15 protein-coding genes are annotated in these 16,200 nt (G+C 66.6%); 9 read left to right on the forward strand and 6 right to left on the reverse strand.

The features are described from left to right. Nucleotides 1-28 precede the first annotated feature (28 nt). From raiA to HY699_12015, 5 genes are all read left to right on the forward strand, one after another. On the forward strand, nt 29-562 hold the full coding sequence (gene raiA / locus HY699_11995) for a ribosome-associated translation inhibitor RaiA (protein ID MBI4516523.1): 534 nt from the start codon (nt 29-31) through the stop codon (nt 560-562). 9 nt (nt 563-571) lie between these two features. Then, entirely contained in the window at nt 572-1,033 is a 462-nt protein-coding gene (locus HY699_12000) for a PTS sugar transporter subunit IIA (GenBank protein ID MBI4516524.1), read from the forward strand. Nucleotides 1,034-1,129: 96 nt separating this feature from the next. Beyond that, nucleotides 1,130-1,960 carry an RNase adapter RapZ gene (gene rapZ / locus HY699_12005; GenBank protein MBI4516525.1) on the forward strand — a complete coding sequence of 277 codons (831 nt, stop codon included), beginning with the start codon at nt 1,130-1,132 and terminating at the stop codon, nt 1,958-1,960. A 5-nt stretch (nt 1,961-1,965) separates the two neighbouring features. Continuing rightward, nucleotides 1,966-2,244 (forward strand): HPr family phosphocarrier protein, encoded by a 279-nt coding sequence (locus HY699_12010; protein MBI4516526.1) that lies wholly within the window; start codon nt 1,966-1,968, stop codon nt 2,242-2,244. Nucleotides 2,245-2,359: 115 nt separating this feature from the next. Continuing rightward, a complete protein-coding gene (locus HY699_12015) occupies nt 2,360-3,634 on the forward strand; it encodes an adenosylhomocysteinase (GenBank protein ID MBI4516527.1) in 1,275 nt (424 codons plus the stop codon). Nucleotides 3,635-3,649: 15 nt separating this feature from the next. On the opposite strand, the gene HY699_12020 is transcribed toward HY699_12015, so the two are convergent. The 5 genes from HY699_12020 to HY699_12040 all read right to left on the reverse strand — a co-directional run bounded on the left by HY699_12020 (nt 3,650) and on the right by HY699_12040 (nt 9,464). Next, a complete protein-coding gene (locus HY699_12020) occupies nt 3,650-5,350 on the reverse strand; it encodes a HAMP domain-containing histidine kinase (protein MBI4516528.1) in 1,701 nt (566 codons plus the stop codon). A 268-nt stretch (nt 5,351-5,618) separates the two neighbouring features. Further along, nucleotides 5,619-6,074, reverse strand: coding sequence for a MaoC family dehydratase (locus HY699_12025; GenBank protein MBI4516529.1), 456 nt, complete (start codon nt 6,072-6,074; stop codon nt 5,619-5,621). A gap of 88 nt (nt 6,075-6,162) precedes the next feature. Further along, nucleotides 6,163-6,570: a hypothetical protein gene (locus HY699_12030; protein ID MBI4516530.1), complete on the reverse strand. Its 408-nt coding sequence runs from the start codon at nt 6,568-6,570 to the stop codon at nt 6,163-6,165. 66 nt (nt 6,571-6,636) lie between these two features. Further along, nucleotides 6,637-8,673, reverse strand: coding sequence for a hypothetical protein (locus HY699_12035; protein MBI4516531.1), 2,037 nt, complete (start codon nt 8,671-8,673; stop codon nt 6,637-6,639). Continuing rightward, nucleotides 8,670-9,464 carry an alpha/beta hydrolase gene (locus HY699_12040; GenBank protein ID MBI4516532.1) on the reverse strand — a complete coding sequence of 265 codons (795 nt, stop codon included), beginning with the start codon at nt 9,462-9,464 and terminating at the stop codon, nt 8,670-8,672. The genes HY699_12035 and HY699_12040 overlap by 4 nt, the downstream gene beginning before the upstream one ends. A 122-nt stretch (nt 9,465-9,586) precedes the next feature. Between HY699_12040 and HY699_12045 the strand changes: the two genes are divergently transcribed. Then, nucleotides 9,587-10,873: an NAD(P)/FAD-dependent oxidoreductase gene (locus HY699_12045; GenBank protein ID MBI4516533.1), complete on the forward strand. Its 1,287-nt coding sequence runs from the start codon at nt 9,587-9,589 to the stop codon at nt 10,871-10,873. 33 nt (nt 10,874-10,906) lie between these two features. On the opposite strand, the gene HY699_12050 is transcribed toward HY699_12045, so the two are convergent. After that, nucleotides 10,907-13,096: a PAS domain S-box protein gene (locus tag HY699_12050; protein MBI4516534.1), complete on the reverse strand. Its 2,190-nt coding sequence runs from the start codon at nt 13,094-13,096 to the stop codon at nt 10,907-10,909. A 153-nt stretch (nt 13,097-13,249) separates the two neighbouring features. Here HY699_12050 and HY699_12055 point away from each other — a divergent pair, with 153 nt between their 5' ends. The 3 genes from HY699_12055 (at nt 13,250) to HY699_12065 (ending at nt 16,176) form a co-directional block, all read left to right on the forward strand. After that, a complete protein-coding gene (locus HY699_12055; GenBank protein MBI4516535.1) occupies nt 13,250-14,803 on the forward strand; it encodes a PAS domain-containing protein in 1,554 nt (517 codons plus the stop codon). Between the two features lie 238 nt (nt 14,804-15,041). Further along, a complete protein-coding gene (locus tag HY699_12060) occupies nt 15,042-15,521 on the forward strand; it encodes a CBS domain-containing protein (protein ID MBI4516536.1) in 480 nt (159 codons plus the stop codon). A 94-nt stretch (nt 15,522-15,615) separates the two neighbouring features. Next, entirely contained in the window at nt 15,616-16,176 is a 561-nt protein-coding gene (locus HY699_12065; protein ID MBI4516537.1) for an HPF/RaiA family ribosome-associated protein, read from the forward strand. The last annotated feature ends 24 nt before the right edge of the window (nt 16,177-16,200 follow it).

A 16,200-nucleotide genomic window follows, 5' to 3' on the forward strand; every position in this document is an offset into this window, starting at 1 on the left:
CCCCAACCCCCACGAAGAGGAGTCCACCATGCCTGTGACGGTGACCTTTCGGCGGGTGCGGCCGACCGATGCGTTGCGCCGCTACGCCGAGACCAAGAGCCAGCGCTTGCAGAAGTTCGTACACGCGCCGGTTGATGCCCATGTGATCCTGTCGGTCGACAAGCACCGCCACATCGCCGAATTGGTGGTCAACGCCGACCGCCTGAACCTGACCGCAACCGAGGAAACCGCCGATCTCTATTCCGCCATCGACTTGGCCCTCGATAAGATCGAACGCCAACTGGCCAGACGCACCACCAAGCGCAAAGACCGCAAGTTCAACAGCGGCGCCACCGTCGAACGCGCCGCCACGGTCGGACGCGCCACCCGCGACCGCCGCGCTCGCGTGATCGCCACCGAGCGGGTCGCGGTCAAGCCGATGTCGGTAGATGAAGGCGTGCTGCAAATGAACCTGCTCAAGAAGGACTTCCTGCTGTTCAAGAACGAGGCCACCAATGCGCTCAGCGTCGTCTACCGTCGCCGCGACGGCAACTATGGACTGATTGAACCGGAGGTGCCCTGAGGCGCGGCCATGAAAATCAGCGACATCTTGCCCGAGGCGCTGGTCTTTCCGTCCCTGCGCGCCCAAACCAAGGCCGAAGTGGTGCGGGAGTTGGCCGAGCAACTGGCCGCCCAGTACCCCGAAATCGATCCCAACCGCCTCATCGAGGTGCTCTGGGAGCGCGAACGCTTGGGCAGTACCGCCATCGGCGACGGCATCGCTATCCCCCACGGCAAACTGCCCGGCCTGCGCCAGGTGCTCGGGGCCTTCGGCCGCCACGTGCAGGGCGTCGATTTCCAGTCGCTGGATGGACGTCCAACGCAGCTGTTCTTTCTGCTGGTGGCCCCGGACGACTCCGTGGGCCAGCACCTCAAAGCCTTGGCGCGGGTCTCGCGCTTGCTCAAGGATCGCGCCTTTCGCGCCCGCCTGCTGGCCGCCCCGGATCGCGCCGAACTGTGCCGCATCATCCGCGAGGAAGATGAACGACTCTAGCGTCAGAACCGCCGCCGCCGGCGGGATGAACCTCCAGCGCTCTTCGGGCGGGAACCCGCCGTGAAACGGATCCTGCGTGTCGTCATCGTGACCGGGATGGCCGGCGCCGGCAAGAGCACGGCCATCCATGTGCTGGAGGACCTGGGCTTCTATTGCATCGACAACCTGCCGGTGGTGCTGCTGCCGCGGTTCTTGGAGCTGTGTGAGACCGCCACGGAAGGCATCGGCCGGGTGGCGCTCGGCATCGACTTGCGCGAGCGCGAGTTCCTGCACGGCTACCCGGCGGTCCTCGACGACCTGCGCCGGCAAGGCCGGCGGGTGGAAGTGCTGTTTCTTGATGCCTCGGACGCGGTGCTGGTGCAGCGTTTCGGCGAGACCCGACGGCCGCATCCGCTCGCGGGCGATGCCGGCCCGCTGGCCGGCATCGCCCGCGAGCGCGAGCAAATCGCCGGCTTGCGCGAGCGCGCCGATCGCATCGTCGACACCAGCGCCTTGACCATTCATCAGCTGCGGGCCGAACTCACGCGTGGTTATGCCGCCGGACAGATCGAAGGCACGCTGCGCTTGCTCCTGACCTCGTTCGGCTTCAAGTTCGGGCTGCCCGCCGACGCCGAAATGGTCTTCGATACCCGCTTTGTGACCAACCCCTACTTCGTCGACGAATTGCGTGACCGCGACGGTCTCGACGCGGCGGTGGCGCAGTTCGTGCTCGATCGGGACGAGACTCGCCAGTTGCTCGCCGGCATTACCGGCTTGCTCGAACTGGTCTTTCCGCTCTACCAGCGCGACGGCAAGTCCTCGCTGGCAGTGGCTGTGGGCTGCACCGGCGGCCGCCACCGCTCGGTGGTCATCGTCGAACGGCTGGCGCAGCTCCTGGCCGCCAAGGGCCTGGCCACCCAGGTGCGCCACCGCGACCTCGGACGCTGATCATCATGGACCCCGTCCGCCGTGTCCTGCGCATCCAGAACCGCCTCGGCCTGCACATGCGCGCCGCCGCCAAGCTGGTACAGACGGCAAACAAGTACGATGCCGAGATCACCATCAGTAAGGACGGCCAGGATGTCAGCGGCAAGAGTATCCTGGCGCTGATGATGCTGGCGGCCCCGCAGGGCAGCCTGATCGAGGTCGAAGCCGCCGGGCCGCAGGCGGCCGAGGCCGTCGACGCCATCGGTGACTTGCTCGACCGCCGGTTCGATGAAGACGACGAATGAAGCGCCCTTGACCGCCGCCGGGGGGCCGTATTATTCAGCGCACTTCCGGACGCCGGCAGCATAGGCCCACGGGGGCACCAACCCCGGCCGAGTTCCCTTTATGAAAGGACCATCAATGGCGACGCAGCGATTCGACGTGAAAGACGCGAAACTCGCCCCGCTCGGCCAGAAGCGCATGGAGTGGGCCGATCAGCAGATGCCCGTGCTGCGCTCGATCCGCACCCGCTTCGAGCGCGAGCAGCCGTTGCGCGGCCTGACACTCGGCGCTTGCCTGCACGTGACCACCGAGACCGCCAACCTGATGCGGACGCTGAAGGCGGCCGGCGCCAGGGTCTTCCTCTGTGCCTCCAACCCGCTCTCCACCCAAGACGACGTCGCGGCGGCCTTGGCCAAAGGCGACGGCATCCCGACCTTCGCCATCAAGGGCGAGGACCACAAGACCTACTACGATCACCTGCGCGCCGTGCTCGAACAGAAGCCGGTGATCACCATCGACGACGGCGCCGACTTGGTGACTCTACTCCACACCGAGTACGCCAAGCAGGCCGGCGAGGTGCGCGCCAGCCTCGAAGAAACCACCACCGGGGTGATGCGCCTGCGCGCCATGGAGCGCGACGGCGCGTTGCGCATTCCCGTCATCTCCATCAACGATGCCGATACCAAGCACCTCTTCGACAACCGCTACGGCACCGGACAATCGACGCTCGACGGCTTGATCCGCGCCACCAATCTGCTGTTAGCCGGCCGCCTGGTGGTGGTGGCGGGCTACGGCTGGTGCGGCCGCGGCGTCGCCAGCCGCGCCCGCGGCCTCGGCGCTCAAGTGGTGGTAACCGAGGTCGACCCGATCCGGGCGCTGGAAGCCGCCATGGACGGCTTCCGCGTCATGCCGATGCGCGATGCCGCCAAAATCGGCGAGGTCTTCATCACCGTCACCGGCGACAAGCACGTCGTCCGCGAAGAGCATTTCGTGCAGATGCAGGACGGCGCCATCCTCTGCAACTCCGGCCACTTCGACATCGAGATTGACCTCAAGACGCTGCGCCGCCTCAGCAAGCGCCTGGATAAAGAAGTGCGCCCCATGGTTGACCGCTACGTGCTCAACAACGACCGCTCGCTTTACGTCATCGCCGAAGGCCGTCTGGTGAACCTGGCGGCCGCCGAAGGACATCCGGCGGCAGTGATGGATATGAGCTTCGCTACCCAGGCCCTGTGCGCCGAGTGGGCGGTGCGCTCGAGCCGCAACGGCGGCTTAGCGCTGCGCGTTCACGAGGTACCGAAAGACATCGAGGAGACCGTCGCCACACTCAAACTCGCCAGCATGGGCATCAAGCTCGATCGCCTCACCACCGACCAGCGCCACTACCTGACCTCGTGGTCCGAAGGCACGTGAACACCGCCATCAGGCTCAGGCGCGCGCCGATGCCGGTGAGCTGAGCCCCCGATTGGTGCCGGCGCTTCTCGGGCCGCGCGGCTTGGCGCCGGCGTGCGGCCCCGCCGCCGGAATGTGAATGCGAAAAGTTGCCCCTCGCCCGGGGGCGCTGCGGACGTCGATCTCGCCACCGAGCAGGCCGATCAGCCGCTTGACGATGTAAAGTCCCAAACCCACGCCCCCAAGCGCCGGGTCGCGCTCTGACGACTGGCGAAACATCTCGAAGATCACCGTCAGGTCCTGGGCGGCAATCCCCCGCCCCGAGTCCTGCACCACGAAGTGTACCCACTGCCGGTCGGGATCGGTCGTGGCCGTCACCAACACCTGGCCGGCGTCGGTGAACTTGAGCGCGTTATGCACCAGGTTGCGCAGTACCACTTGTAGTTTGCTTGCATCACTACGAATCTGGGGCACGGCCGGATCGATGCGCCATTGCAGCTCCACCCCGGACTTGCGCCACGAGGGCGGGATCGCACCGAAGACCTGCGCCAGCACCTCCGGCACCGACACCTCGCGCAGCTCGACCGTCATCAGGCCTCGTTCCAGGCGCCCGACGTCGAGTGTGGCTTGAATCAGATCGAGTAACTGCAACGCCTGCTCGTGGACGCGCGCGAGGGTGTCGAGATGATCGGGCGACAAGTCGCCGAACATGCCCTCGCGTTGCATCTCGGTATAACCGATGATGACGTTGAGCGGCGTGCGCAGCTCGTGCGACATGGTGGCGGTGAACTCCTCGCGCAGGCTACCGGCGGTACGCAGATCGTTGACCAGGTTGGCGATTTCCAGCGCTGCCGCCGCTTGCAAGGCGATGCCGCTGAGAATCTGGCACGCCTTGGGTGACGCCGGCTCGCAGCCGCGCCGGGCCACCAGCACCAGGCCCAACGGCCGCCCGCCGCGCTGCAAGCGCGCCGCCAGGACCGCGCCGGCCTTCCAGCGCCGCAGCAAAGCATCAAGCACCGGGTCACGCAGCGCCACCCGCGGGATATCGGCCATGCCTTCGCGCAGCGCGCCCTGCAACTGCTCGGCGTTACGAAGGTTGACCTCGAGCTGATGAGCTTCGCTACTCCCACCGCCGCCGGCGGTGGCGGCGACGCGCAGCGCCTCGCGCGCGGCATCCCACAGCAGGACCGCGGCAGCCGCGCCGTTGGTCAGCGCGTAAGCGTTGCGCGCCACGCGCACCGCCAGCTCACCGGCATCGAGCGAGGCGGAGATGTCACGCGTCGCCGTCAGGATGGCCTCCGCCACCTCGCTGCCCTGTTGCTGCGCCGCATTGGCGGCGGCCAGCGCCTCGGCCCCGCGCTGCAACTCGCCGATCCGCTCGCGCAGTCGCCGCACACTGCCCTGGCGCACGGCCATAGCCGCGCTGGCCAGAGCGGCTGCGCCCAACCCTGCGACCGGCAACAGCGCCCCCGCTAATACTCCACCGGCGCACCACCACCCTAGGCCCGCCGCGAAGGCCGCCGCGGTCGGCCCCGACAACGGGAGCGTGAAGAACAGCGGCGGCCCGATAACCATCAGCACGAGAATCACCAACAGCAACTCGTCACCGGCGCCGGCGCTTTGCAGGCCATAACCCAGTCCCAGTGCGGCAGCGACCCATCCGGCCGCCGCCGCACCGGTCTTCCACCAAGACCTCCACCCCGCAAACGCAATGCGCCCCGCCGCGGCTTCGCGCACGGGCGATGCCGCGGCAAATGCCGGCGATTTCCCCGCTCGCAAACGCGCCGCGGGCGCCGCCGGCAGCTGGGGCGCGAGTGCTAAACGCTGAGATATGCCGATTCCGACCGAAGACACATTGGGCGGTACAGCTAGCCACGTGCCATCAGGCAACTGGTCACATCTACGGACGGCAGCGGCGCTTTACTTCCGTCTTTCTTGACGCTCTGACGCGGCATTGCCGCGACGCGCTCGTGCCTGCCGGCGCTCACCACGTGGGTGGTGTCCGTCACACCGGCGGCCGGCATGGTACCAGCACCCGCCGCCGTAGTGACAACACCGGCTCATTGCGCTGGTTCCAGGCGCGGGTCTCGACGTACAGCACGCCGCGATCGGCACGCCCGCGCGAGCGGGTCTTCTCCAAGATCTCGCTCTCCGCATAGATGGTGTCGCCGTGAAACGTCGGGCCGAGGTGCTTGATGTTCTCGTATTCGAGGTTGGCGATCGCGTTCTGGCTGATGTCTTTCACGCTCATGCCGACCGCGAGGGCGAACACCAAAATCCCGTTGACCAAGCACTTGCCATGCTGGGACTGGCTGGCGTAGTGGTCGTCGAAGTGGATCGGGTTGGTGTTCATCGTCAGCAAGGTGAACCAGGTGTCATCGAAGTCACGGATGGTCCGCCCGGGCCAGTGCTTGATGACCTGACCGGCGCTGAGGTCGTCGAAGTAAGGGCCGTTGTGCATTGGGCCACCTCCGGCGCGGCTCATAACAACGGCGCAGCGCCGGCTCAAGCCGAAAGCGGCCAAGACCGCTCGCCGGATCCGCGTCCACTTACTCGCCGACCTCGGAGTAACCGACCACCTCCACCGTGGTTTCGAAATGTCCGTCGCTACGGTCTGGCAACGGCGGGTTGGGGCGGTACTTGAAGGCGACGCTGACGTCGGGGGGGATTTCTTCGTGCACGGTATAGTATGCCACTCGTCCGGGATTGTCGGGGCCTGGGTTGCGTTCGTTCTTCCAAATCCACTGGTGGCGGATTAGCAGCCGCACGTCGCGCAGCGGCTTGCGGGCATTGTTGACCACCAGCCCCGACACGGCCCCTGCCCGCACCCGCAGATCGCGCACGACCACCTGCTGGGCGACGCGCTCCTCGGTTATGACCTGTCCGCCGCGAGCCTCACCCGCACCGGCCACCACCACCAATCCCGCGACCACGCCTGCTATGACTCTCACCTGCATTGCCCTGATCCCCCCTTCCCTGCTTGCTCCTAACTGCCCACCCTCAGCGAGTCCGCCCGCGTACACCTAACCGCCGACGCTGGCGCGCAATCGCACCACCTCCGGCTCGCCCGGAGCGATCTCTTCGGCCCGCCACACGTGCCGGCGGGCTTCATCGAGTTGCTCGCGCTGGGTGTAGTAGAACGCCAAGCGTAAACGCACCGGCAACTCGCTCTGTGCCGGCACCCCCAACTCAAGCCAGCGCTCATAGAGCTGCGCCGCCGCCTCAGAAGCGCCGATGAGATCCAATACCTCGGCATAGCTCGACAACGCCGCCGCGCGGCCCGACGGCCATTGCCAAGAAGTGACTGGTGCTAACAGGTCGTCGATAGCGCTCTTCTGCTCCGCGGTTGCCCGTTGGAGGGCCGCCGCGATCAGCTCCTCGTTGCCGGCAATGCGCACAAACACGATCGCGACCTCGTCGACGTAGACCAAGGACCAGTTCTCACTCGCCATCAGCCAGCTGATCAGGGTGTGGCGATTGCTCCAGCGGTGAAACAAGATGGCCGTCGAAATCGCGCGCCGGTCGGCTTCCGCCTGCCAGCGTTCGGGGTCGGCAAGAGCGGCCATGTAAGCGGAGAAGAACTCCGCGTCGTATACCTCCAAGCGCCCGTCGATGTAAACGCCGCCGTCGGACGGCGCCGCCCACGTCAGGTAGCCGCCGGCAGCCAGATCGTTATACAAGCGCGGCGGCAGCTTCATCTCTTTGACGAATTCCGCGGCCCGGATCGGGAAGTTCACCGCCAGCACGCCGGTGCCGAACTCACGCGGCTCCAGACTCAAGCGATAGAGCTGATTGCTGGCAATCCCGGCGCCGGCCAGCAGCAGCAGCGGCACCATGGCCGCCGTCAGGGCGTGCTCTACCGGCCGCAGCGACTGGCGGACCCGCTGCGGCAGTGCCGCCGGCAACAGCGCCAGGCACTGGCCTACGAACGGCGCCGCCCCCAAGGTAAACAGCGCCGTGTTCCTCCGCGCCAACAGCGAGAGATAGGCGAGGCCGGCAAAGAACAGCAGGCCGGAGAGGTCCAAGCCCGCCCTGCGACCGGTGGGGGCCAATGCCGCTTGCCCGCCTTGACGCCGGCGCGCCGCTCGCCCCGATGCACCAGTAACCGACCGCCCGGCCACTAGACTCAGCACCACTACCGACAGGACAACCAGCACGCTGAACATCAGGAACAGCTGGTAGGCGCCCAATGCCACGGTGGGAAAATATCCCGAGAACGGCGGGCGGAACTCACCGATGCTTTGAAACACCGGATTGCTGCCGTTGATCCGCGACAGCAGCTTGAACGGGAACAGCACCCCGGTAGCGAAGTAGGGATTGACCAACGTTGCCAGCATGGCGGCGCCGCCGCTCAGCAGTACCCGTCGGTTGCCGACAGGCCCAAAGGACGAGGCCCGGCGCCAGTTCACCGGCAACATCGGCAAGTGCTCCGCCGTCGCTGCCACCATCTGACACCCGATGGCGAATATCCCGACGATAAACAACGAGTGAACGTTGACCCACAGCAGCATCACCACCGGTACCAGCCACAGCCGCCGGCCCCCATCCCGCCGCGCGCTGGCAAACAGGTACAGCAGCGCTTGCAAAAACAAGAACGAGGCGATCTCCGGACGGATCTGCAACCGCTCTTCCGCCGTCAGCACAACCCACAGCGCCAGCACCGCCGCGGTCAGCGGGGTGAGCACCGAGCGCAGGGACTTCAGCACCAGAGCGATCGTCAGCCCGAAGATCACCGCCGTTGTGATTACCAGCGCGTCCGCGCCGCCGAGTTGATAGAGGGCGTACAAGAGGACGTCGTACAGCCACTGCAAGTTGATCCACGGATGCTCCGGCACCGTGTGTGACAAGGTGTCGGTATGGGGCACGCGCAGGTGCTGCACCATCCACCGGCCGGCGGCCAGGTGCCACCAGGTGTCGGTGTCTTCCATCCGCCGCAGCGCCAAGATGACCGCGAAGCCGGTGGTCAGCGCCGGCAACAAAGCGCCGGCCTTCTCGCTCACGAGGCTCAAAGATAGCCGCGGGCGCACGCGCGCTTGCGGTTCGACACTCGCAGCGTTCATGCCGCCACCGCGCCAGCCGTCACCGCGACGGCGAGAAAGCGTTCGATCATCGCATTCACCTGTTCCGGCACTTCCAGCTGGTTGAAATGGCCGGCGCCCACCGTCTGGCCGGTGAGCACGTGCGGGCAGAGCGCTCGCAAGTGTGCCAGGTCGACGAAAGGCGGATGGGCCGACAGCGCCAGCCACGGCACCCGGCAACTAGTGGCGGCGCTGGTGTAATCATAACTGGCGATGTGCTCGAAGGCCGAGGCCATGACGTGTTGCGGGGCAGAAGACATCAGGTCAACGATTCGCGCCTTCCGCTGCGCGTCGTCGCTGGGTAAGAACAACATTGAGGAGACGAACTGCCGCTGTGCCTCGCGGTACTCGGGCGTGCGCAACATGGCGGCGATCGCCGCCATGCTCTCCCTGGCAGCCGCCAGCGGCGGAATCGGCGAATCGACGCTCACGATCGCGGCGGGCAGCTGCGGGTAGCGGCTGGACAACTCCAACGCGATCACGCCCCCCATGCTGTGGCCGATCACCACCGGCCGCTCCAGCCCCAGCTGATCGCAGAGCCAGACCAGGTCATCGGCAAATGCCGTCATGCTGTAATGCTGTTGCGGTTTGTCGCTGCGGCCGTGGCCGCGCAGATCAACTGCCACCACGCGGTGACGCCGGCGAAAATGCTCGAACTGGGGAGCGAAGAAACTGTGATCACAGGTCCACCCGTGCACCAGCAGCAGCGGCGGGCGACCGCCCCCGGCTTCCTCGAAAAACAACCGCACGCCGTCGTGATCGATTAGGGGCATGGCTTCCTCCGGGCGCCGAGCCTAAATCGGATGCCGGCAAACGTAAAGCCGCGCCAACACCCTGCTGCGGCCGCGGGACGCGCCGGTTGCGGCGCCGGCCCGGGCGCGGTACTCAAGCGGCCATGAAGGTCGCAATCATTGGCGCGGGAGCTGCGGGCCTGGCCGCGGCGTACGATCTGGCCGGCGCGGGCCAGGCGGTGACGGTCTACGAAGCCGCCGCCCAGGTCGGCGGGCTGGCCTCCGGATTCAAGGAGCCGCATTGGGACTGGACCATCGAGCGTTTCTATCACCACTGGTTCCAGACCGACAAAGCGGTGCTGGAGCTGGCTAGCGAAATCGGCGCCGGCGACAAGGTCCGGTTTCCCCGGCCGATCACCGCGGTTTACGACCGCGGCCGCTTTCATGCCTTTGATTCGCCGCTGGCGGTGCTGACGTTTCCCGGCCTGTCGTGGCTCGATAAGCTTCGGTTCGCTCTCGCGGGGGCATATTTGCGTTTCAGCCCGTGGTGGCAGCCGCTCGAGCGGGTCACCGCGCACCAATGGCTCAGCCGCTGGATGGGCAGGCGCGCTTACGAAAAGCTGTGGCAACCGCTGCTGGTCGGCAAATTCGGCGACGAGCACGCGCGCCAGGTGAATATGGCTTGGTTCTGGGCCCGCCTGCACGCCCGCACCACGCGGCTCGGCACCTTCGTCGGCGGCTTCCAAGCCTTCTTCGACGCGCTCGCTGAAGCCGCGCGCCAGCGCGGTGCGGTGATCCGGCTCGATACCGCCGTGCGCACAATCGCGCCCCGCGCCGGCGGCGGGCTCACCCTCCAGACCCCCGCCGGCGCGCTCGACTACGATGCCTGCTTGGTGACGACCTCGCCGGCCTTGCTCTCGCGCTTGGCGCCGGCACTCCCACCGCAGTACCTGGCGCAGCTCTCGGCGCTCAAGTCGATGGGCGCCGTGGTGCTGATCTTGTCACTCAGCCACCAGCTCAGCGAGCAGGGCGTATACTGGCACAACCTGCCCAAGGGCGAGGGCTTCCCCTTTCTCGCCTTGTGTGAGCACACCAACTTCGTCGAGTGCGAGCACTTCGGCGGCGATCACATCGTGTACTGCGGCGACTATCTCGACCCCAGTCACCGCTACTTCCAGTGCTCGCACGAGGAGATCGTGGCAGAGTTCCTGCCCGCGTTGTCGCGCTTCAACGCCAAGTTTGAGCGCTCTTGGGTCAAGAAGACCTGGCTGTTCCGCGAGCCCTACGCGCAACCCGTGCCGCCGGTCAATCACTCGCGCAACATCCCCGATGTGCGCACGCCGATCCCCGGGCTGTACTTGGCCTCGATGTCGCAGGTCTATCCCTGGGACCGCGGCACCAACTTCGCCGTCGAACTCGGCCGGCGCACCGCCAAGCTGATGCGCGGGTGAGCTGCGGCTCGCTGGTCCGGCGGCGCCGCCGGGTCAGAACTCGCCGACCGCGCCGCGCGGCAAATCGACGTGAAACGTGGCCCCGTGCGGTTGCACCGGGGCGAAGGTGAGGTTGCCGCCGTGGGCTTGCACCATCTGGCGCGCCACCGCCAAGCCCAAGCCGGTGCCGTGCGGCTTGGTGGTCTCGAACAGCCGAAACAGCTGCACCGACGCGGGCAGACCGGGACCGGTATCGCTCACCGAGATGCGCACCCGGTCCTGGGCCAGCGCGCTGACCTCGATGCTGACGCAGCCGGGGCCTTGCTCGATCGCTTCCAGCGCGTTCTTGACCAGGTTGTCCAGCACCCGGCGCAGCTTGTCTTCGTCGGCTACCAGGCTGGCAGCAGCACGATCAGCGGCCCTGGTCGCCAGCGTGATACCACGGGCTGCCGCCAGCGGCTGCCACAGGTCGATCACCTCCTGCACGAATCGCGGCACCGCAATGGTCTTCAGCTCCAAGCGCTGCTCGCGGGCGAAGTCGCGGAACTCGGCGATCAGCGTGTTCAAACGGTGAGCTTCAGCCACAATCCGTTCGGCCGCGGCGCGCACCGTGCTGACGGGCCGATCGGGATCACGGCTGGCCCGGCGCGCGATCAGTTGCGCTTGCATCGAGACGCCCGCCAGCGGGTTTCCCAGATCATGAATGATTTGCGCCGTGATCGCGCCGATGTCGGCCAGCCGCTCGCGTTGCTGCACCAGCCGCTGACTGACGGCCAACTCCGCTTCCGCCCGCTTGCGGACAATGAAATCGCCGATCTGCTTGCCGAGCGACTCCAGCGTATCGAGCGTCTCGCGGCTGCACCTCCGCAAGTCGCGGCGGTAAAACGCCATCACCCCAATCACCTCATGGCCGTTGCCGAGCGGGAAGGCGCAGGCATGGGGCAAGCCCAACTTGATGACTATGGACGAGCGGTGAAAGCCTTCATCCGCCGTGACGTCGGGGATGCAGACGGCGCGGCCGCTGGCCCACACCCGGCCAGGCAACCCGCCGGCGATCTGGAAGACGCTCCGGCTGCTGGCGGCTTGGAATTCCGTGGCGTCCAGCGACGGTACGTGCCACATGCCATCCCAGCGCAATTCCTGGCTCGCGGCGTCAAGGTGCCACAGCTCCCCCAACTGCCATCCCAGCCCCTCGCAGATCGCTTGCAGCAACGCAGGGGTAGCCTCCGCCAGCGATGGCGAGGCCGCCAACACCCGCGTCACCGCGTACTGCGCACTCAACCGCTGCGCCGCGCAGAGGCGCTCCGTGATGTCGTGTCCCACCGCCAGCACGCCGAGGACGCTGCCACCGGGGTCTGTGAGCGTCTTGGTGTACCACTCGATCTCGCGTTCGTGGCCGTGCTTGGTGACAATCGGATTGATATTGCCTTGCACCCGGGCGCCGCTGACCGCGGTCTCGAATAACTCCCGGATGCGCTGGCGGTCGCGCTGCGGCAAGAAGGTCGCAAACCAGTCGTGGCCTTGCACCTCCGACAAGCTATAGCCGGAAACCTCCTCGAAGAAGGGGTTGAAGCGAACGATCCGGCCACGACTATCGAGCACCAACACGATCACCTGGGCGGTCTCAATCAAGCTCTCGGCGAAGTCGCGCTCGCGCCGCAGCGCCTCCTCGACGCGGATGCGTTCACTGACATCCCGCACCAGCCAGCGCACGCCCGTCAGGCGGCCGCTGGCATCGCTCACGGCGGTAGCAACCAAAGCGGCGTCAAAGCCAGAGCCATCGTCACTGGTCGGCTGCAGGCGAACGATCCACTCTTGTCCGCCCTTGTCCTGGCCTTTCTCCAAGCGCGATAGCTGCTGGCGAAATACCGGCCGCTGCTCCGGGCACACGAAAACCGCCAACGGCTTGCGCTGCAACGAGTCACGGCGCCGATTGAGGAGTCGCGCGGCCGCGCGGTTGGCTTCCACAATCGTGCCCGCGGCGTCAGTTAGCAGGTGGGCATCGGGAGCAAGCTCGAACAGCTCCTGGTAACGCCGGCATCGCGCTTCGAGTGCCTGCCGCGCGGCCAGCAATTCCTTACTCTCGGCTTGCGCCTCCTCCTCGGCACTGCGCAGCTTCTCCAGCGTCTCGGCCAGCGCCGCCATCGTGTTTGCGGGCAGAGCCGTACGCCGCTGGCTGCGTCCCAGCCGCTCCAACTGCACTCGCGCGGCTTTGATCTTTGCGCCGAAACGAAGCTGCGCCATGCGCGCCACCTGCCGATTCACGCCGGGGCGAGATCCCCGGTTACGAGGCAGTTGACCACGTTCGCCCACGGCAAACAAGCGACGGGCGAAGTGCAAACCGCCGCCGGGCTTCGCGCCGCCGGCCGTTCCGTGCTAAGGGACGGTGCGCTTTCTATGAACACCCTGCATGAGGAGCCGGCACTTGCCTGCGCCCCGGCGGCGCCCCCGGCGCTGACTCCGCTGCGCGTCCTGGTCGTCGAGGACTCGGAAGACGATGCCCTGTTGGTAATTGCCGAACTCCGCCGGGGCGCGTTCGAGCCGAGGTGGATGCGGGTGGAGACTGCGGAGACCATGGCGGCTGCGCTAGCGCAGCAGCCCTGGGACGTAATTCTGGCGGACTACGAGATGCCCCATTTCAGTGGACCCGCGGCGCTCAAGCTGGTGCGCGAGGCGCGCCACGATCTCCCGTTCATAATGGTGTCGGGCACCATTGGCGAAGAGGTGGCGGTGGCGATGATGCGGGCCGGTGCGCACGATTACGTGATGAAGACCAATTTGACCCGCCTGAGCGCGGCCGTGGCGCGCGAGTTGCGCGACGCCGAGGAGCGGCGCTTACGCTCCGCCGCCGAGGTCGCCCTGCGCGATAGCGAAGCCCGCTTCCAGGCTTTCATGGACCACAGTCCGGCGGTGGCCTTCATCAAGGACGACGCCGGCCGCTACGTCTACGTCAGCTCCGCTTTTGAACGGTTCTTCCAAACCACGATGGCAGCCACGCGCGGTAAGACCGATGATGACCTGTGGCCGGCGGCGGTAGCACAACGGATACGGGAAAACGACGAGGTCGTGCTCAGCCGCAACCAGGCCGTCGAGCTAACCGAAACCGTGCCGACCACCGACGGCCTGGTGCGCGACTGGGTGGTACTCAAGTTTCCCATCACCGATGCCGGCGGGCAGCGCTTTATCGGCGGCGTCGCCGTCGACGTCACCGACCGAAAGCTGGTCGAGGCCCGGGTGCAAGCGCTCGAGAAGCTGGCGCAGCAGCGCGCTCGCCTCGCTGACATCGGCGCTATCACCGCTCAAATCGTGCACGACTTGGGCAACCCGCTGGCCGGCTTGGCAATGCAAGCGCAGCTCATCTTGCACCGCGCCAAGCGTGACCCGAACCAACCGCTCAGCAGCGTCACTCAAGCGGCTGAACGCATCGTCGGTGAGGTGTTCCGCCTTGACTCGTTGATCAAGGAGTTCATGGACTTCTCCCGCGAGCAGCGGCTGGAGCTGAAACCGCTCCAGCTGTCGCGTTTCTTGCGCGAGGTGGTCAGCTTCTGGCGCCCGGTGGCCGCCGCTCGCCGGATCGATGTCGCCCTCGATGTCCCTAGGAACCTGCCGCAGTTGCTCGCCGATGAAGAGAAGCTGCGCCGGGTGTTCGAGAACTTGGTGAAGAACGCGGTCGAGGCCATCGAGATGGGGCCCGGGCGCATTCACATTGCGGTCAGTCAACCCGCACCGCAGCGCATTCGCATTTCGGTGGCCGATGACGGGCCGGGCATTCCCGAGACGGTGCAGGTGTTCCGCCTCTTCGAGACCACCAAGCGTCACGGTACCGGCCTCGGCCTGGCCATTGCCAAGCAAATCGTGCTGGCACACGGCGGCGACATCGCTTTCGAGCGGGTAAAACCCCACGGCACGGTCTTCCACGTCGAGCTGCAACAGCAGGCGCCAGGGGGATGAGGGGCAGCTGCATGACAAGGATCGCATTCCGGCCCGCGGCGGGCGGGAAGAGCGCCGGGCGCTGGCGCCGATTGCAGCCCTGGTCCGGGTTTACCAGGGGTGAGAATCCCTGCGCGCCCGGGCGGCCGCAGAGGCGTGTTCTGCGCCGGGCTGGTTGCTGGCAAGACATTTGCGGCACAGGCGGTGGCCTGGCCTCGGCGTGCGCGCCGGGCCAGTGAGTTGTCGCATGGAGGAGGCCATGAGCGTAGCCGAGATGATGAGCCAAGACGTGAAGACGTGCCGCCCGCAGGACACCTTGAACTCGGCGGCCCACTTGATGTGGGAGTTTGACTGCGGCTGTGTGCCGGTGGTCGACAGCGATAACCACGTTGTCGGCATGCTGACCGACCGCGACATCTGCATGGCCGCCTATACCCAGGGCGCCCTGCTGAGCGAGCTGGGCGTGGCCAGCGCGATGTCGAAGGAGGTATACACGTGCGGGCCGCAGGACACGCCAGCGGCGGCGGAAGAGTTGATGCGGGCGCACCAGATCCGGCGCCTGCCGGTGGTCGATGCTGCCGGCCGCCTCGTCGGCCTCGTGTCGTTGAACGACCTGGCGCGGGAAGCCGGGCGCCAGCCCGCGCGCAAGACCAAGAGGCAAGTCAAAGCCGACGAAGTGATAACTACGCTGGCTGCAATCTGTGCCCGGCGCCCCGGGCCGCAACTGAGCGCAGCGTAACTTGACCGCCCGCCACCGATGCCGCCAGTCCATCCGGCGCGCGGCCGCCGCGGCGGCGCCGCGCCCGCGACTCGCGCGTAGTCAGGAGTGACACATGCAACTGCCGTTACAGATCACTTTTCGTGAGATGGAACCGTCCGCCGCGGTCGCCGCCAAGATTCGCGAGCGCGCCGCCAAACTCGACGAATACTACGAGCGCATCATGAGCTGCCGCGTGGTGGTCGAGGCCCCGCATCGCCATCGCCACCAAGGTAAGTTGTTTCACGTCCGCATCGATCTAACCGTGCCCAACGGCGAACTGGTGGTCAAGCGCGAGCCCGCCGCTCATCACGCCCATGAAGACGTTTATGTGGCCATCCGCGATGCCTTCAATGCCGCGCAACGCCAGCTCGCGGACTATGCCCGCCGCCAGCGCCGCGACGTGAAGACCCACGAGGCGGCGCCGCCGGCCCGAGTCGCTCAGCTGTTTCCCGAAGCTGAATACGGCTTCATCGTTACCTTCGATGGCCGCGAGATCTACTTCCACAAGAACAGTGTGCTCAACCACGGCTTCGCGCGCTTGGAGGTGGGCACCGAGGTGCAGTTTGTGGAGGAGCAGGGCGAGAAAGGCCCGCAGGCGAGCACGGTCAGAGTGGTGGGCAAGCCCCGCGGCTGAGGGTGACCGCCGTGCTCATCCCCA

The organism is Deltaproteobacteria bacterium (assembly GCA_016210005.1).
In the GTDB taxonomy this organism is placed as follows: Bacteria; Desulfobacterota; Binatia; order HRBIN30; family JACQVA1; genus JACQVA1.